The organism is Pseudomonas sp. Marseille-Q8238 (assembly GCF_965111915.1).
The window spans coordinates 910554-928787 of sequence record NZ_CBCOPI010000001.1; the positions used below are offsets into that span (position 1 = coordinate 910554).

The 18234-nt window shown below is 58.5% G+C and carries 16 protein-coding genes; 5 read left to right on the forward strand and 11 right to left on the reverse strand.

Translation table 11 applies throughout. From position 1 onward, the window contains the following. Position 1: 1 nt before the first annotated feature. The 4 genes from ileS to ispH are packed head-to-tail and all read left to right on the forward strand — an operon-like array spanning position 2 to position 4762. A complete protein-coding gene (gene ileS, locus ACWPW0_RS04005) occupies positions 2–2836 on the forward strand; it encodes an isoleucine--tRNA ligase (protein WP_454254495.1) in 2835 nt (944 codons plus the stop codon). Then, complete coding sequence (lspA, locus tag ACWPW0_RS04010; RefSeq protein ID WP_454254496.1) at positions 2829–3338, forward strand: signal peptidase II; 510 nt, start codon at positions 2829–2831, stop codon at positions 3336–3338. The genes ileS and lspA overlap by 8 nt, the downstream gene beginning before the upstream one ends. Then, complete coding sequence (gene fkpB, locus ACWPW0_RS04015) at positions 3331–3768, forward strand: FKBP-type peptidyl-prolyl cis-trans isomerase (RefSeq protein ID WP_454254497.1); 438 nt, start codon at positions 3331–3333, stop codon at positions 3766–3768. Before lspA ends, fkpB begins: the two co-directional genes overlap by 8 nt. Positions 3769–3817: 49 nt before the next feature. After that, the gene (gene ispH, locus ACWPW0_RS04020) at positions 3818–4762 is read left to right on the forward strand and encodes a 4-hydroxy-3-methylbut-2-enyl diphosphate reductase (RefSeq protein ID WP_454254498.1); all 945 of its coding nucleotides are present in this window, start codon (positions 3818–3820) and stop codon (positions 4760–4762) included. A 50-nt stretch (positions 4763–4812) separates the two neighbouring features. Here the strand turns inward: ispH and ACWPW0_RS04025 are convergent, their stop codons facing one another. From ACWPW0_RS04025 to ACWPW0_RS04055, 7 genes are all read right to left on the reverse strand, one after another. Then, positions 4813–5226 (reverse strand): type IV pilin protein, encoded by a 414-nt coding sequence (locus ACWPW0_RS04025; protein WP_454254499.1) that lies wholly within the window; start codon positions 5224–5226, stop codon positions 4813–4815. A gap of 1936 nt (positions 5227–7162) precedes the next feature. Continuing rightward, entirely contained in the window at positions 7163–9787 is a 2625-nt protein-coding gene (locus tag ACWPW0_RS04030) for a hypothetical protein (protein WP_454254500.1), read from the reverse strand. Between the two features lie 15 nt (positions 9788–9802). Next, positions 9803–10264, reverse strand: coding sequence for a pilus assembly PilX family protein (locus ACWPW0_RS04035; protein WP_454254501.1), 462 nt, complete (start codon positions 10262–10264; stop codon positions 9803–9805). Next, entirely contained in the window at positions 10264–10890 is a 627-nt protein-coding gene (locus ACWPW0_RS04040) for a PilW family protein (protein ID WP_454254502.1), read from the reverse strand. The genes ACWPW0_RS04035 and ACWPW0_RS04040 overlap by 1 nt, the downstream gene beginning before the upstream one ends. Continuing rightward, a complete protein-coding gene (gene pilV / locus ACWPW0_RS04045) occupies positions 10887–11366 on the reverse strand; it encodes a type IV pilus modification protein PilV (RefSeq protein ID WP_454254503.1) in 480 nt (159 codons plus the stop codon). Before pilV ends, ACWPW0_RS04040 begins: the two co-directional genes overlap by 4 nt. Then, positions 11363–11827 (reverse strand): GspH/FimT family pseudopilin, encoded by a 465-nt coding sequence (locus ACWPW0_RS04050; protein WP_454254504.1) that lies wholly within the window; start codon positions 11825–11827, stop codon positions 11363–11365. Before ACWPW0_RS04050 ends, pilV begins: the two co-directional genes overlap by 4 nt. Positions 11828–11925: 98 nt before the next feature. Then, the gene (locus ACWPW0_RS04055; protein ID WP_454254505.1) at positions 11926–12438 is read right to left on the reverse strand and encodes a GspH/FimT family pseudopilin; all 513 of its coding nucleotides are present in this window, start codon (positions 12436–12438) and stop codon (positions 11926–11928) included. Between the two features lie 280 nt (positions 12439–12718). On the opposite strand from ACWPW0_RS04055, the gene thiO reads away from it, so the two are divergent. Then, positions 12719–13837 (forward strand): glycine oxidase ThiO, encoded by a 1119-nt coding sequence (gene thiO, locus ACWPW0_RS04060; RefSeq protein ID WP_454254506.1) that lies wholly within the window; start codon positions 12719–12721, stop codon positions 13835–13837. A 27-nt stretch (positions 13838–13864) separates the two neighbouring features. Here the strand turns inward: thiO and ACWPW0_RS04065 are convergent, their stop codons facing one another. From ACWPW0_RS04065 to ACWPW0_RS04080, 4 genes are all read right to left on the reverse strand, one after another. Next, on the reverse strand, positions 13865–15205 hold the full coding sequence (locus ACWPW0_RS04065) for a sigma-54-dependent transcriptional regulator (RefSeq protein ID WP_454254507.1): 1341 nt from the start codon (positions 15203–15205) through the stop codon (positions 13865–13867). A 2-nt stretch (positions 15206–15207) separates the two neighbouring features. Beyond that, complete coding sequence (locus ACWPW0_RS04070; RefSeq protein ID WP_447589249.1) at positions 15208–16800, reverse strand: ATP-binding protein; 1593 nt, start codon at positions 16798–16800, stop codon at positions 15208–15210. Continuing rightward, complete coding sequence (locus tag ACWPW0_RS04075; RefSeq protein ID WP_447589251.1) at positions 16793–17023, reverse strand: PP0621 family protein; 231 nt, start codon at positions 17021–17023, stop codon at positions 16793–16795. Before ACWPW0_RS04075 ends, ACWPW0_RS04070 begins: the two co-directional genes overlap by 8 nt. Positions 17024–17176: 153 nt before the next feature. Further along, positions 17177–18193, reverse strand: coding sequence for an outer membrane protein assembly factor BamD (locus ACWPW0_RS04080; RefSeq protein WP_447589253.1), 1017 nt, complete (start codon positions 18191–18193; stop codon positions 17177–17179). Between the last annotated feature and the right edge of the window lie 41 nt (positions 18194–18234).

Below are 18234 nucleotides of genomic sequence, written 5' to 3' on the forward strand. Positions count from 1 at the left end.
GATGACCGACTACAAAGCCACGCTGAACCTCCCGGATACTGCCTTCCCAATGAAAGCCGGCCTGCCGCAGCGCGAGCCGCAAACCCTGGCCCACTGGGACAGTATTGGGCTGTATCAGAAGTTGCGGCAGATTGGCGAGAACCGGCCGAAGTTCGTCCTGCACGACGGCCCGCCCTATGCCAACGGCAGCATTCATATCGGTCACGCGCTGAACAAGATTCTCAAGGACATCATTACCCGCTCCAAGACGCTGGACGGCTACGATGCGCCTTACGTGCCGGGCTGGGACTGCCACGGCCTGCCGATCGAGCACAAGGTCGAGACCACTTTCGGCAAGAATCAGCCGGCCGATCTGACTCGCGAGCGCTGCCGCACCTATGCCAGCGAGCAGATTGCCGAGCAGAAGGCAGGCTTCATCCGTCTGGGGGTGCTCGGAGAGTGGGACAACCCCTACCTGACCATGAACTTCGCCAACGAGGCCGGCGAGATCCGTGCTTTGGCGGAGATGGTCAAGAACGGCTTCGTGTTCAAGGGCCTGAAACCGGTCAACTTCTGCTTCGATTGCGGTTCGGCGCTGGCCGAGGCCGAGGTCGAATACCAGGACAAGAAGTCCGACGCCATTGATGTTGCCTTCCCGATCGAGGATGCCGACAAGCTGGCTGCCGCCTTCGGCCTGGCCAGCCTGAGCAAGCCGACCAGTATCGTCATCTGGACCACCACACCCTGGACCATTCCGGCCAACCAGGCGCTTAACGTGCATCCCGAGTTCACCTATGCGCTGGTGGATGTTGGCGACCGCCTGCTGTTGCTGGCCGAAGAGCTGGTCGAGAGCAGCCTGCAGCGTTACGGCCTGCAGGGGGCGGTGGTTGCCACCGCGCCGGGCGCTGCGCTGGAGTTGATCAACTTCCGTCATCCGCTGTATGAGCGCTTGTCGCCAGTCTATCTGGCTGAGTACGTCGAACTGGGTGCCGGCACTGGTGTTGTCCACTCCGCGCCAGCCTACGGCGAGGACGACTTCCGTACCTGCAAGGCGTACGGCATGAGCAACGACGACATCTTCAACCCGGTGCAGAGCAACGGTGTGTATGTCGACTCGCTGCCGTTCTTTGGCGGCCAGTTCATCTGGAAGGCCAACCCGAATATCGTCGCCAAGCTGGAAGAAGTGGGCGCGCTGCTCAAGCACGAAGCGATCAACCACAGCTACATGCACTGCTGGCGCCACAAAACCCCGCTGATCTACCGTGCCACCGCGCAGTGGTTCGTCGGCATGGATACCCAGCCCAATGAAGGTGCCACCCTGCGTGAGCGCTCATTGGCGGCCATTGAGCAGACCCAGTTCGTCCCGGCCTGGGGGCAGGCGCGTCTGCACAGCATGATCGCTGGCCGCCCGGACTGGTGCATCTCGCGTCAGCGTAACTGGGGCGTGCCGATCCCGTTCTTCACCCACAAGGAAAGTGGCGAACTGCACCCGCGTACCGTCGAGCTGATGGAGCAGGTTGCCCAGCGCGTCGAGCAGGAAGGCATCGAGGCCTGGTTCAAGCTCGACGCCGCCGAACTGCTCGGTGACGAGGCCAACCAATACGACAAGAGCCGCGACACCCTGGACGTATGGTTCGACTCCGGCACCACCCACTGGCACGTCCTGCGCGGCTCCCACGCCGAGCTGGCCCACACCAGTGGCCCGGTGGCGGACCTGTACCTGGAAGGTTCCGACCAACACCGTGGCTGGTTCCATTCCTCGCTACTGACCGGCTGCGCCATCGATGGTCACGCGCCGTACAAGGAACTGCTGACCCACGGCTTCACCGTCGACGAGCAGGGCCGCAAGCAGTCCAAGTCCCTTGGCAATGTGGTCGCGCCGCAGAAAGTGATCGACAGCCTGGGTGCCGACATTCTGCGCCTGTGGGTCTCTTCCACCGATTATTCGGGTGAGATGGCGGTCTCCGACCAGATCCTTCAGCGCAGCGCTGACGCTTACCGGCGTATCCGCAACACCGCGCGCTTCATGCTGGCCAACCTCAACGGCTTCGACCCGGCCAAGGATCTGCTGCCGGCCGAGCAGATGCTCGACCTGGACCGCTGGGCACTGGATGCCGCCGCCCGCCTGCAGGCCGAAGTGACCGAGGCCTACGGCGAGTACCGCTTCTGGAACGTGTACCAGAAGGTGCACAATTTCTGCGTGCAGGAACTGGGTGGCTTTTACCTCGATATCGTCAAAGACCGCCAGTACACCACCGCTGCCGACAGCGTGGCGCGTCGTTCCTGCCAGACCGCGCTGTTCCACATCAGCGAGGCCCTGGTGCGCTGGATTGCTCCGATCCTGTCGTTCACGGCCGACGAGCTATGGCAGTACCTGCCGGGTGAGCGCAACGAGTCGGTCATGCTCAACACCTGGTATGAGGGGCTGGCCACATTGCCGGAAGGCTTCGTGCTGGACCGCGCCTATTGGGAGCAGGTCATGACGGTCAAGACGGCCGTGAACAAGGAGCTGGAAAACCTGCGCGCGGCCAAGGCCATAGGTGGCAGCTTGCAGGCGGAGGTGACCCTCTACGGTGACGAGGGCCTGCAGGCCACGCTGGACAAACTGGGTAATGAACTGCGCTTTGCACTGATTACCTCGTCCGCGGCTGTCGCGCCATTGTCTGCGGCGCCGGCCGATGCGGTGGTCACTGAAGTGCCCGGGCTGAAGTTGCAGATCGTCAAATCGGCTCATGGCAAGTGTGCGCGTTGCTGGCATCACCGTGCGGACGTCGGCACTCATGCCGAGCATCCTGAGCTGTGCGGTCGTTGCATCGACAACATCTCCGGTTCCGGCGAGGTGCGCCAGCATGCCTGATAGCAGCCGTTTCGGACGCCTGGCTTGGTTGTGGCTGACCCTGCTGGTGTTCCTGCTCGATCAGGGCACCAAGCAGATGGTGTTGCAGCTACTGGAGTACGGCCAGCGTGTGGTCGTGATTGATGGCTACTTCGAGTGGACGCATGTCTACAACCGGGGCGCGGCCTTCAGCTTTCTGGCGGGTGAGTCGGGTTGGCAGCGCTGGTTCTTCGCGGCTATCGCGGTGGCGGTCAGTGGGGTGCTGGTGGTTTGGCTCAAGCGCCTGAAGTCCGACGAGACCTGGTTGGCCATCGCGCTGGCGCTGGTGCTGGGCGGTGCGCTGGGTAATCTGTATGACCGGGTCGTGCTGGGGCATGTGGTCGACTTCATCCTGGTGCACTGGCAGAACCAGTATTACTTCCCCGCGTTCAATGCGGCGGACAGTGCGATCAGCGTTGGCGCTGTGATGCTGGCCCTGGACATGTTCAAGAGCAAGAAATCCGAGGAGCCTGCCCGTGACTGAGCAACGTATCGGACCGGATAAGGAAGTCACGTTGCACTTCGCCCTCAAGCTGGCGAATGGTGACGTGGTGGACAGCACCTTTGACAAGCAGCCGGCGACCTTCAAGGTGGGCGATGGTAATTTGCTGCCCGGCTTCGAAGCGGCTCTATTTGGCTTCAAGGCGGGTGACAAGCGCAGTGTGCAGGTCGAGCCGGAGAATGCCTTCGGTCAGCCCAATCCGCAGAACGTACAGATCATGCCGCGTAGCCAGTTTCAGGATATGGAGTTGTCCGAAGGGCTGCTGGTGATCTTCAACGATGCTGCCAATACCGAGTTGCCGGGGGTGGTCAAAGCCTTCGATGATGCGCAGGTCACCATCGACTTCAATCATCCGCTGGCTGGCAAGACGCTGAGCTTCGACGTCGAAATCATTGCGGTGAAGCCCGCCTGAGTGCGGGTTCCCACGCGGGACTGGCCCATGGGCCATTGAGGTAACCGTCATGCAAATCAAACTCGCCAACCCACGCGGCTTCTGCGCTGGCGTCGACCGTGCCATCGAAATCGTCAATCGTGCCCTGGAAGTGTTCGGCCCGCCGATCTATGTGCGTCATGAAGTGGTGCACAACAAATTCGTGGTCGAAGACCTGCGCGCGCGCGGGGCAGTGTTCGTCGAAGAACTGGATCAGGTGCCAGACAATGTCATCGTCATTTTCAGCGCCCATGGCGTTTCCCAGGCAGTACGCCAGGAGGCTGAAGCGCGTGGCCTCAAGGTATTTGACGCGACCTGCCCGTTGGTGACCAAGGTGCATATGGAGGTCGCGCGTTACAGTCGCGACGGCCGCGAATGCATCCTGATTGGCCACGAAGGGCACCCGGAAGTCGAGGGCACCATGGGTCAGTACGATGCTCGCAACGGCGGGGCCATTTATCTGGTTGAAGATGAGGCGGATGTGGCGAGCTTGCAGGTCCGCAATCCCGAGTCACTGGCCTTCGTTACCCAGACCACGCTATCGATGGACGACACCAGTCGTGTTATCGATGCCTTGCGTCAGCGCTTCCCGAGCATCGGTGGCCCGCGCAAGGACGACATCTGCTATGCCACGCAGAACCGCCAGGATGCGGTCAAGCAACTGGCCGATGAGTGCGATGTGGTGCTGGTGGTGGGCAGTCCGAACAGCTCCAACTCCAACCGTCTGCGCGAACTGGCTGAGCGGATCGGCACGCCAGCCTACCTGATCGATGGTGCCGAGGACCTGAAACAAGAGTGGTTCGACGGTATACAGCGTATCGGCATTACTGCAGGGGCATCGGCGCCGGAAGTGCTGGTACGTGGCGTGGTTTCCTGCTTGCGTGAGTGGGGCGCGACCGGCGCAGAAGAGCTGGATGGGCGACCGGAGAACGTGACGTTCTCCATGCCGAAAGAGTTGCGGGTAAAGGCGGTCTGATTCGAGACGAGCGCCGCTAGCCGAGGCGGCGCAGTCGGCTTAAGAGTTGCTTATATGCCAGAGCAACTGCTCCAGGCATTAATTGTACTGAGTTTTCCTGTTGCCCCTCGCTCCCCTGTCGACTTGATAGTCAAGGTTCCGGTGCCCGACAGCATTCCGCTGGGTGTTGCTGTCAGCGTGTAGGTGGTGGCTGTCGAAGCTGAGATCGCAATCGTGAATTGCTTCGTGCTTCCGTCGATAGGGCTCTTCGCGTAACTACCCAAATCCGCATCGGTATAGGTATTTTTCTGCGCGCGATAGCGTTCCATTAGGTTTGCAGCTCCCATAAGTGTTGCTTTGGCATCTTCGCAGTGGGTACGCCTCACATAGCTCTGGTAATTGGGAATGGCAATAGCTGCCAGGATGCCGAGGATGAACACAGTGATCATTAGTTCGATCAAGGTGAAGCCAGTCTGTTTCTTCATGGTTCTTGCTCTTTTTAGAAATCCCCCTGAATAGGCTCTCTACCCAGGGGCAGGGGCAGGGGCAGGGGCTAGTCGAGATCCAGTTTGTCCGTCCAATAGGTTTTCCCCAGTGGCGGTGTTTTAGTTTTCACTGGGTCTATTGACGGGTCAGGAAGCACCCAGCAATTGTCGCCGCTGCAGAACAGTTGTGGATCCCCTGCAATGCCGCCGCTATTGCTGGTGGCGGATCGGTCACCGTAGGTGATGCTGCCATCAGCGTTCACGGTATAGCTAGCCGGCGTGGCGTACATCAAGGAGACAGCATAGGAGCGGTTTTTGCCTACGCTGGCACTGCACGCTGCAGTACTCCGGCTGGGCTCGTAGGTGTTGAAATAGAGGTCCCCACCCACTGTCAGGGCCCGGGAAAGTACTTTTTCCCCAGATCCGGCGAGGGTTATGTACCAGCCGGTGTTCGGGTCTTCAAAGTTTGTTCCTCCGCGAAGATTGGTGGTGGCGTCATAGAGGTCACTTTCTGTCAGCGTCTTCTGAGCATCATTCTTGAACAGGGATGTTGTGCGGAACGAATAGAAACGGTCACGGATATACTCATTCAGAGGGTGCCCGCGATAACCACTGCCAATATTGACGGTTAACGAAATGCGGCCCTTGACGTTGAGTAGCGCGACATCCGGCTCATTGTAGAAGCGACGGGCGCTGGCAGCAGTAGTGCCACCGATACTGGCGAATACACCGTCCGAGCTTGTGCCTCCAGGTGTTACAAGTCCTGAGCCGGTGCTGCCATTGTTGATGAAGAAGCGCCAGACCTGCCCACCCATATCGCCTACAAAGAACTGATCGGCCAGTTGTTCTGGGTTGGCCGCTTGATTCTCCGGCAAGGTGATGACGCGCACGGAGGACGGGATGCTGTACTTCATCTTGGCCAGAGTGACGCTATGCCCGGACCCTGTACCTGCAGACCATATCTTCGCGCCGGTCTTGGCATCGACGATATAGATAGCATTGCCCATATTGTCGGCTGCATAGGTGCTGGTGGAATTATTCAGGGTGTCTTGAGCATCGTCGTAGCCGCCACCGAAGACCAGAACATCGCGCACGGTGCCGCCGACCTTTATCTTGGTTTTAGCGGGGGCGGACCAGGTCTGACCTAGTTTTTCGAAGCCCGCTGTGGCGCCGCCGATTATCTGCCATAGAACCTTCGGGCTGTTCCTGTCCGTAATGTCGAGCGCGTAGAGATTACGTCCTCCACGACCCATGGTTGCATAGGCATAGACGAAATCGTTGCCGGTGATCTTGCCATCATTGTTAGCATCGTTGGCCCAGATGGTCAGCGTGTTATCCATGCCATATAGGCGTGGTTTGGTCGCTGTTGATTTGGAATCGCCCCTCAGTTGTTTGATGTTTGGCAGCAGGGCTTCAGGCATAAAGGCATATTCCTCAACCCCCGTAGTTGTATTGAATGAGTGGATAAACCCTTCATTGCTGCCCATAACGGCGCTGATGTCCGGGTTGCTGCACTTGCCATTGGTAACCGTGCCGTTGCAGCCATAGGTCACGAGTTTGGGTGAGGAGTGGATCGGATCCCCCAAGGCCTGCCGCGGCGTCGTGTTGTTGATATCGAAGCCACGGATATAGCTGAGCAGGTTGCCTCTTTCCGTATCACTCATCGTGCTGTCGCCAAGCCTTGCCTTGGTGATGCTGTTGTTGGTCGTGATCAGGTTTTGCATGGTGCCGTCCAGATAGGTGAACAGCTTGCGGTTAGCAGGTGCTGGCAGCTTGAGTGCTGCGCCGCCTTTGGTGATGTCGTTGCCGTCCTGGGTAGTGCTCCAGAAGCTGCGTGCGTTGCTCTTGAAGAAACCGGTGTTCTTGTCGATGGCGGGTGAGTTGTCGGCGTCGACGATGGTGGCCACATCACCATCCGTTCTCAGGCGGTAGCGCTTCAGATTGCCTGCCCAGCGGTCCGTTTCAGACGGTTTGAACAAGGCAAAGTAGAGCTCGTCCAGGTTGTCGGCGCGGTTGAAGCTGTTGACCGGTGCGCTGCTGTTGACGAACGAGGTATTGGTGGCAAGCGCAGCTTGCACGATATCGTCGAATGCGGTGGCCAGGTCATTGGCGTTTTCTGCCTGGTAGGCTGTTCCACCCCCAATGTGGCCAGATTGCGAAGCAGTGCGGTGGCTTGTGCGTTACTGCTGGTATTGAAGCCGATGGTGTGGGTGGTGATGGTGTTAAGGCCATCAAAGTCTGTGACGTTCTGGGTTGCCATCCATTGTGCAAGGGTCCTGGCGCATCGCTCTGAGTCGTATCCCGAGTCGCCTGTGCACGCACTACCTGTCATGGAGGCAATACCATTCTTTGACGCGTTGTCGGTGCCATTGGCCTCACCATCGGTGAGCAGCACCAGGTAGTTGGCCTGGCAGGAGCTGGTAATGGGACTCGGCACATTGCTGACGTGCTTGCCAGACTTTTGTACCAGATAGCCAGCTGCGTCATACAGGGTCGGCACGATAGGGGTGCCGCCATTGGCTGCGAGTGCTTGGACGATGCCGTTGGTATAGTCGCGAACGGTGTAGCTATTGGCCCCAAGGCCACCAGAGGCGAGCTTGATACGCAGGGTAATGCCGTTTGTTGCACCTGCGTCGCGCGAGCGAAGGGCTAGGTTGCTCGTGGTGGGCTTGAGCATCATGGTCAGGGCGTTGCCGTCTGCCCAGTCGCTGCGTGAGAAAACGCTTTGGAGCAGTGTTTTGACTCCATCTGTGCCGCAGTTGGCTTCAACGGGCGTGCCAGCCGTGCTGGGGCTGATGGTACAAGTAGTTGACGAGCCTAGCGTGCGGTTACTCAGATTGTTGTTGGCAGTGGTGAGTGCCGCGGAGTTCCCGATATTTTGGAACTGTATGGTCGTCGACCCTGTGGTCGTATTGTTGGGAGTTACGAAAACTTGAGCACTCTTCACCGTGGCCCCTTGCTTGACCGGTACCTTCTGATAGCGGGTGGCAATATGGCTGGCGGAAAAGGGCATTGTGGTCGACGTCAGGTTGACGGTAGTGCCTGACTGGTGAGCATCGTCCTTTCCGTCGATCACGGAGATGTCAAGGATGGGGTCAAGGCAGCCGTTAGTGCCACCCGTGTAGGACACGTTCAGTACCGGCTGCAGGTCGAGCCCTGCATCAACGCTGAAGGCAGTACGGCTGCCTGTTCCGCTTTTGGGGTTAAAGATAAACGCCATGGAGTTGTTACCGCACCAGCCATTGCGGTTGACGATGGTTTGTACCAGCGAAGTAACAGTAGGGCCTTCGACATGAACCTGTGGGCTAGCTGTGCGCCATTCTTCTGGTTTCCAGTCGATAGGGGCGGTCTTGGCTCGATTAACGAAATCGTTGCTTGGGGTGAACTCGGCGGCATCGCTTGTATCTTCTGCCGAGACGTCAAAGACCACCGTGCGGTCATCTGATGAGGCTGGCACGAAGTCGATACGTGCTGAGGTGATGGTTGCGCCGCTAGGAATGGCAACGTTCTGGAAGCGCAAGCCGGTCGCACGGGAGGTGTCAGTAGTGGTGCTGTAGGTAATTGTCAGCTTCGGCGCATTGAGGGCGTCGCCGACATAGTAGATATAGTCACTGTTGGTCGTGGAGCGAAACTGCAAAGCTAGGTCGCCAATCGGATTGGCGCTTGGCTCCGGGCTTTTTAGCAGCGTCAGTTGGTCGGTTATATCGATCTCGAAAGGCTGGTCTTTAGTCCAGGGAGTCAGGAGCTTGTTGCTGCTATTGGCTAATGTTGCAGTAATGGAAAAGTCGCGATCGGCAAATGTACTGGCGTCGTTGAAGGCGGCAGGAGTCTTGCTTTTCTCGAAGGACACCGTGACAGCTGGCTTGCTGTTTTGCGTGTTGACAGCGGTCAGTGTTAGCTTGGCGGAGGTAATAGTCGCCCCATTGGGGATATTGAGGTTGCGAAAAAGAAACAGGCCTGTGTAACGCTCGGCTCCGCTTCCTGAACGCGCATTGAGCTGGGTTTTCCCGCCGGCGTCACAATTACTGCGAGCAGTGGTGATCTTCGCTGAGCAACTGTAGCCGCCTTTGATGTAATAGGTAGAGTTGTCGTTTCCTACTCCCAAGTCTTGAGTGTAGGTGGCGCCTGCACCAGGTATTTGGCCCATCACCAGAGTGGCATCAGAAATATTCGTTGAGCCATTGATGCGGCTGGCATCATCACCGCTGGCGATGATCGCGGGAGTGGCCAGCTTGACGTTGATGGAGTCATTGATGTTCTGTACCGGGGAAAGCAGGCGAGAGCCCCCGGATTTGGTATTCATGGCCATGACCCCGACGTTGATGTTGCCGGCGTTGTTGATGATGGTGCCGAAGGCAGTCTTCAGCTGGGTCATCCGTGTGCCTTGCATGGAGCCCGAGTCATCAAGAATGAAGAGCACGTTGGGGCGAATGCCTTCATCGATGGCTGAGCCACCAAAGAAAATCTCGGTATCGTCGGCGTGAGCAATAGCAGCCTGAAGTATCAAGGTCGAAGCGAGCGCAGAAGCCGCGACGCTACGTAGAAAATGATGTGCGTTCATTGAATCTCTCCGTGCTTAATAACGCACCAGGTGTCCCTGGAAGTGTTCGGCGCGAGCCGGATTGTCGATGTCTTTGCAGGCCGCATCTGCGCAGGCTTTGCTACGGCTTTCGATATTGAAACAGGCGTATTGGAAACTTGTGTCGCCCTCTGCCGCGTTCAGCGAGTAGGCGGGCACTACATCCCAGCAATTACTTGGCGCTGCTGCGCTGGCCTGATAGGGAACTCTATTGCCGTCGTCGAGATTTCCGCTGGTTGAAATCGCGGCAATCTGTGGGGAGCTTTCATAAGTTTTTATCCAGGCACTGAGACCGCTTTCTGCCGCCTGGAAGGCAATGTTCTGCTGTTGGCTATTTGCAGCCATACGGGTTTGCAGAGACGACTGGTGGGCAGCCGCAATGGCTATAAGTGTCAGCATCAGAAGCAGTACCAGGCTGATCAACAACACCATGCCGGACTGTTGGGAGCGGGCATTCATCAGAGGCGATTCCTGAGTTCGTAAGTGTTGGTGAACGTGCGTGTCACTTCGTTACGGGGTTCTTTTATTTCTAGAGTGATCCGTACTGAGTGAGCGTCGGCAAGCTCGGCTGCACTGACGCTGGCGCTTTCTTTCCAGGAGGTGGAGCCGGACGCAGTAATACCGAAATCGATTGCCGTGATTGTGCTGTTATCCAGGATTGGGTCGTCATTCATGCAGATGCTGGTGCCGTTAGCGCACTGCTTATAGGTCACCGACTTCAGATAAAGGGCATTGCCATCACAGGTCTTGTTGGTACCAAACGCAGTTCCGCCACTTTCCGTGCTGGCGTAGTTAAAGGTGACGCTTTTGTTGGAAGCTTTTAGCGCTTGGCTGGGGAATTTTATTCCGCCAACAGTGAGCTCGTTGGCCGCAGAGCTGCAACCTTGATAGCCAGTCCTTCGGGCATCGGCACCAATGATCTCGAGCGCTACTCGGCCGCTTTCCTGTACCCTGGCAACGGCTGTATTGGTGCGATCAGATGCTGTTGAATTACTGAACAGTTGCACGACACCGAGAATGAGTAGCGAGCTGATGACGATGGCGACCATCAACTCGATAAGGGAAAGGCCCTGCTGCTGCTTCATAGATTGACCCTCAAGTTGAAGGATGAGGGAGTGTCCGCGTCACCGTTCTTTTCGAGTGCTCGGCCTGCATCCGACCACTCTATCTCGATGGTGTATTCATTGGTGTTTGCGCGAGCGATGCTGGCTTTTGAGCCGGGAATATTGTCTTCCAGGGCTTTTCGCCAGTCGTAAAGGTCTTGCCGAGCTTGGTTGCTCGGGGTGCAGCCACTGCCTTTGCAATTAGGGTTACTGGTTGCTGCAGCGTTTTTAGTCACTACGTACGCATCGCTGGTAAGCGCTTGCTCGCGATTGGCGCGCATCCGTTCGACGATGTCATACGTTAATAGACTGGCCTGACTGCGCATGTATGCGCCTTGGCTCGACTGCAGGCTGCTCATCATCAGTGTCGCCATTCCAAGTAGACCAATAGCAAGGATGACAAGGGCAATCAGGACTTCAACCAGGGTGAAACCACGGGCGTTGTGTAGATTCTTCATGAGCAAGCGCTTCCGCTACAGGCTTGGCCAATGGCATTGACTTTGATGACTCGCTGGGCGGGGCGACTATCGCTCACAGTAACAGTGGCCGCATGGGTAGTGCCGTTGCCCTGGTAAACAATTTCTTTCAATGAGGCGGCTACGCTGACATCGGTATTAGCGGAGGGGATGACTCGCAAAAGCGTAGTGCCCCGCATGATCAGCACCCCTTTGGACCAGTCGGTACTGTTTTCGCAGGCTGTTTGTGCGGTGTTCGCAGCGCAAACCTTGATTGCGGAGCGTAGCGTTACAGCTTCGCTGCGAGCCATCTGCAAAGCCCCCAATATATTGTTTGAGGTTCCGCTCAAACGATTGTCGAGTATCAAGCCGCGAAAGCTCGGTGCTGCAACAGTTGCCAGAATCGCGATGATGGCCAAGACGATCATCAGTTCGATCAGGGTGAATCCTTTATCGGGCCGCATGCTGTGTTCCTTGGTAGATGCAATGGAAATCTAACCCAAGGTTGTGGAAGTAGCTGGTTATGGCAGACAGACGAGCCGATGGGGCGACGAGTTGCCGGTCAGAAACATCGGCCTGACTCGACGGGTTGCGTACGTACTCGTCCAGAGAGACTGATGACTATCTGATGAAGTGGCGTGTTGTTTTTGCAGAGTGTGAAGGTGCCGTTCAGCGCCCGCGTTGATCCATCACGCTGATAGGTGAGGTGAGGGCGTTTACGGAAGCTTGCCCAGTGCCATGAATAGCCCTTCTCCAATGTGGCTTGGTGCAGAAGGATATCTCCATCATCCCGAACACCATTGCCATTGGCATCCACGAAAATCAGAAGAGAGTCGCTCCATTTTTCTGTTTTGACGCATTGGGTGGTACCCGTGCAGAGCGTGACTGTTCTTTTGTCCAAGACGGCAGTGCCGCGGGCATAATGCAGCAGCCCGAGTAAATGGTTGGTTTGTTGGGTTTTCTGATTACTTTGCAGTAACGAGCTGAATGAGGGGGTCGCTAGCCCTAGCAGTAGGCTGCCGATCAACAGGCAGATCATAAGCTCGGGCAGGGTATGGCCTTGTGACTTTGGCATTGTCTACGCGTCCTTGCGTTCATGAGGATGCCCTTCGCTTCCTGCGGTGGGCGCGATCACAGTTTAGATGGGGCTTTTGCTTTGGTGAGGCCGACATCGTGTTATGTGAGCTGCTTCGCTTTAGGCGATTTTTTGTGATGCCCTAAAACTGGGGTTGCTGCTTTTGAGGGCGTTCTGCTGGTTCAGCCTATCCGGGTGTAATGAGTGGGTAATAGGTGAAGCGCGTTGAGCTGGCTCGGTGCGCTGTGGTCATGACGTGTGCTCAGAGAAGAGGTTTGGGGTGGCAGGCAGCAAGTTTTTTTCCAAGGCAGATGTCGTGGTGGTTGGTGCTGGGGTGATCGGGTTGCTGAGTGCCCGTATGCTGGCAGCAGGTGGTCGAAAGGTACTTCTCGTAGAGCAGGGGGCGGTCGGACGTGAGGCGTCCTGGGCGGGAGGGGGCATCGTCTCCCCGCTCTACCCATGGCGGTATAGTCCGGCGGTAACGGCATTGGCTCATTGGTCGCAGGACTATTACCCCGCTCTTGCGGGGCAGCTTCGCAGCGAAACGACTATCGATCCCGAGGTGCATGTAACGGGGTTGTATTGGCTTGATCTTGATGACGAAGAACCCGCATTGGCTTGGGCTGGGCAGCAGAGGCGATCTCTGCAACCTATTCCCATCAAGGATGTTTATGCCACGGTGCCGCCACTTGGTTCTGGGTTTTCCAGCGCGATTTACATGCCGGATGTGGCCAATGTGAGAAATCCGCGTTTGGTTCGCTCGCTCCGGGCCTCGTTAGAATTGATGAGCAATGTCCATATTGTTGAGCAGTCTGGCGTCAGTGGCTTTCTCCGTGCGGATGGCCGGATTCGCGGCGTAAGGACTGAGCAGGGGGATATTCAGGCTGAGCATGTTCTGATCGCGGCAGGTGCATGGAGTGGTGAGTTGTTGGGGCGCCTTGCCATCAAGCTCCCCGTTGAACCAGTCAAAGGTCAGATGATTCTGTACAAGTGCGCAGAGGATTTCCTTCCGGCCATGGTCCTCGCCAAGGGACGTTATGCCATCCCTCGGCGTGATGGGCATGTGCTGGTGGGCAGCACGCTGGAACATGCCGGTTTCGACAAGACGCCGACCGACATTGCGCTGAACAGCCTCAAGGCATCGGCGCAGGAATTGCTACCGGCGTTGGCGGATGCCGAGGTGGTTGGGCACTGGGCCGGTTTACGACCGGGTTCGCCCGAAGGCATTCCATTCATTGGCGAAGTGCCTGGGCATCCGGGCTTGTGGCTGAACTGCGGGCATTACCGTAATGGGCTGGTACTGGCACCGGCATCTTGTCGCCTGCTGGCGGATTTGATGCTGGGGCGGGAGCCGATCATCGATCCGGCGCCTTATTCTCCGCAGGGACGTTTGGGGTAAAGGCGAAGGCTGATGAGCTTGGTCTGATCAGTCCAGGCCAAGCTTTTTCAGGCGGTAGCGCATCGAGCGGAAGGTCAGGCCCAATCGTTGTGCCGCAGCGGTGCGGTTCCAGCGAGTTTCTTCGAGAGCCTGCATGATCAGCTTGCGCTCGATGTCTTCCAGGTAGTCTTCCAGGTTGTCGATCTGCGCTAGCGAGCCCTCGCCGAGATCGGCAGAGCAGTTGGCGTCTGCCAGGCGCAGGTCGCTGTCGCTGATCTTTTCGCCTTCGCAGAGGGTGTAGGCGCGCTCCAGCATGTTTTCCAGCTCGCGAACGTTACCGGGGAAGCGGTAGCTCTTGAGCTTCTCCAAGGCGCTATCGCTCAGGCGAGCTGGCGACTGGCTGGAGCCTTCGGACAGGCGGCGGAGGATGGTTTCAGCCAGTTGGGGGATGTCTTCGCGGCGCTCGCGCAAGGGCGGCACCCGCAGTTCGATGACGTTGAGGCGATAGAACAGGTCCTGGCGAAAGCGCCCGGCTGCCACTTCGGCGGCGAGATCCTTGTGGGTGGCGCAAAGGATGCGCACGTCGACCACCAGCTCCTGTTGCCCGCCGACGCTGCGCACGGCCTTTTCCTGAATGGCACGCAGCAGCTTGACCTGCATGGCTAGTGGCAAGTCGGCCACTTCGTCGAGGAACAGGCTGCCGCCATTGGCCGCCTGGAACAGGCCCTGCTTGTCTTCGATGGCGCCGGTGAAGCTGCCTTTTTTGTGGCCGAAGAACTCGCTTTCCATCAGTTCTGAGGGAATGGCGCCGCAGTTGACCGGAATGAAGGGTTGTTCGCTGCGTGGTCCCTGTTCGTGGATCAGGCGGGCGACCAGTTCCTTGCCGCTGCCGGACTCGCCGCTGATGTAGACCGGTGCCTGGCTGCGTGCGAGCTTCTGGATCTGGTTGCGCAGTGCGCGCATGGGTGGTGAATCACCCAGTAGACGGGTGTCGACCGGGCCATCGTCATCCGTTGCGGTGCGCAGGCGCAAGGCCGTGGCGACCAGTTCGCGCAGGCGGGTGAGGTCGACAGGTTTGGTGAGGAAGTCGAAGGCGCCGGTTTTCAGTGCATTGATTGCAGTGTCCAGGCTGCCGTAAGCGGTGATCATCGCCACAGGTACCTGCGGATAGCGTTGCTGGATGTGCTGGACCAGCTCCAGTCCGGTGCCATCTGGTAGGCGCATATCAGTCAGGCACAGGTCGAAGGGCTCACGCGCCAGCCACTCGCGGGCTTCCTTGACGTTACGCGCACTGCGGGTGTCGAGCTTCATCCGGCCCAGCGTGATTTCCAGGAGTTCGCGGATGTCGGGCTCGTCGTCGACGATCAGGGCTCTTTGCCGGATGCTCATGTTCAGCTCAGTTTGCGTGGGTGGGCGAAGGTGATGCGGAAGCAACTGCCGCCGCCATCGCGTGGCTTGTAGTCGAGATGGGCCTGGTTGCTCTCGCACAATTCACGGGAAATATACAGGCCCAGGCCAGTGCCTTTGTTATCGGTGGTGTAGAAGGGCTCGAAGATGTGTTGCAACTGGTCTGGCGAGACGCCCGGACCATCGTCGAGTATCTCGATGATTGGCAGGTCGCTCTGCGCATCACGAAACAGTCTGAGCCAGACCTGGCCTAACTGGTGGGTCTGGGCGCTGTAGCGCAGGCCGTTTTGCACCAGGTTGGTCAAGACTTGGGTCAGTTGGTGGGGGTCCATCCGGGTTTGCAGGCCACTGCCATGGGCTTCCAGGTGGAGAGTCTGGTCCAGTGATGCGGAGTTGCGGAACTCACTGGCGAAGCGGTGCAGCCAGTATTTCAGGTCCAGCAGTTGTGGTTCGGATTGTTGTCGGCGAGAGAGTTGCAGAACGTTTTCGATCACCAAATTCATTCGCCGCGAATGATCCTGGATGATCTGCGCCAGGCGGCGATCTGCGCCCTCCAGGCTATCTGACTCCTGAAGCAACTGCGCCGCATGGCTGATTGCGCCGAGCGGGTTGCGGATCTCGTGGGCGATGCCTGCGGTCAAGCGGCCCAGGCCGGCAAGCTTGAGTTGCTGAGCCTGTTGGGTGATCTGCGAGATATCGTCGAGGAAGATCAGTGTGTGCAACTGGTGGGCGCGCTGCAGGGGTACGAAGCTGGGTTGCAACAAGGGGCCATCGGTTGCGGCCTGCAGGCTTTGCGGGCGCAAGGTGGGGTTGTGCAGCCATTGGTGCAGGCGTTTGAACAGTTCGGGGCTGCGCAGGGCCAGGGCTTTGCCTTCGATGTCATTCTTGCCCAGCAGGGTCAGTGCACCCTGGTTGGCCAGGACAACGCGATGCTGGCTGTCCAGCACCAGAATGCCGGTGCGCATGCGTTGCAGAATCAGCGCGTTGAGTGCCTCCAGGTTGGCGACGTCGGCTGCGCGCTGCTCGGCCAGGGTTTCGCTTTGTTGCAAGCGTTTGCTGAGCCATTGCAGGACGAAGGCCGCGGCAAAGCAAAGCGCTCCCAGCGCCCCAGCCTGCACGTATTGAGCGACGGCGGCTGGCTGGCGCAGGCTGAGATAGAACGTCAGGTAGATCATGCCACTGGCGGCGACTGCAGCGACCAGCAGGCCGATTCGGCCGCGCAGCAGGATGTTCGAGATCGCTACCGATACGATCACCAGGTTGCCGATACCGCTGGGGGTGCCGCCGGCTGCATAGAACAGCATGCACAGCAGGATCACGTCGATCAGTGCCAGGCTGAACACCTGCAGCAGGTGATGGGGGCGTCGGACCAGGGCGGCTAGCAGTGCGCTGCTGATCAGATAGGCCCAACTGCCAGCGCGGAATACATCGGCATGCGCAAGGTCGAGCAGGTCGTTGTCCAGGTCGCTGGAGACCAGTATCACCAGGGCCAGGCCCACCGTCAGGCGATACAGGTGATAGAGCCAGAAGGCGCGGCGACCTTGTGCACCGCTCAAGGCCAGGGCGTCTTTATCCACCGTGCTTGGCGCCTAGCTGCAGATGATTCTGGCTGCAGTACCAGTGCTGTTGCTGGGGTAGGGCCTTGTGGCGGGGAATGTGTACGCCGCAATGTGCGCAGCGCACCATGGGTGTGGCGTCCTGCTCGGTTGGTGGATTGGGGCGGCGCTGCGAGGCCTTGAAGCGTCGCCACAACCATACGGCTGCTGCGATCAAGGCTATCCAGAACAACAGGCGGACCATGGCGTGCTCTTTGTAAGGGTAAGCGGGCAGTTTAGCCAAGGACGCAGGTCGAGTGCAGCAGTTGCCGTTACACCTTGTCGATTGTTTCCACCCGGCCCGCAGGACAGGCATGAAAAAGGGAGGCCTGAGCCTCCCTTTTTATTTGCTACGTTTTCAGTCGAATACACCGAAGGTCATGTAGCTGAACCAGGAACGATCACTGGAATTGCCTTCAGCTTCGTTGCGTTGCTCTTCAACTTCGCTACTGTTCTGCTTCAGGTCGTCCGGGATCTCGTTTTCGGCATCTTCGTACTGGCGGATCACATCCTGGCTGGCACGGGTTTCGCCCGGTGGCAGCGGGGTGTCGGATTCGATCAGGCCCAGGGTGGCCTTGGCCAGCCAGGAGCGGTTGTCGGCTTCTTTCTCACGCGGTACGAAGTTGCCGTCGACCAGGCTTGGGTGATCCGGGTAGTTGAGTTTCAGCGCTTCCAGGCTGGTGGCAGCCAGATCATTCATTTCCAGGCGCTGGTAGGCCTCAACCATGACGGCCAGACCGTCACCGACCGATGGGGTTTCCTGGAAGTTTTCCACGACATAGCGACCGCGGTTGCCGGCGGCAACATAGGCCTGGCGGGTCAGGTAGTAGTGGGCGACATGAATCTCGTACGCAGCCAGCAGGTTGCGCAGGTAGACCATACGTGCCTTGGCGTCGGGGGCGTAGCGGCTGTTGGGATAGCGGCTGGTGAGCTGGGCGAACTCGTTGAACGAGTCACGGGCTGCACCGGGGTCGCGCTTGGTCATGTCCAGCGGTAGGAAGCGAGCCAGCAGGCCACGGTCCTGGTCGAAGGCGGCGAGGCCTTTGAGGTAGTAGGCGTAGTCGACGTTGGGATGCTGCGGGTGCAGGCGGATAAAGCGCTCTGCCGAGGACTTGGTAGCTTCCGGCTCGCTGTTCTTGTAGTAGGCGTAGATCAGTTCCAGCTGCGCCTGCTCGGCATAGCGACCGAACGGGTAACGGGACTCCAGAGCCTTCAGCTTGGCCACCGCATTGGTATAGCTGCTGTTGTTCAGATCGTCCTGGGCCTGCTGGTACAGCGTGGCTTCGCTCAGGTTCTCGTCGACTTCCGGCTTGTTGGAGGAGCACGCGGCGGTGACTGCGAGGATTGCGATCAGCAGCAGGTGTTTCACTTGCATGGCGGCTAGCGTCCCTGTGACGGCTGGCTGTCTTGGCCTGG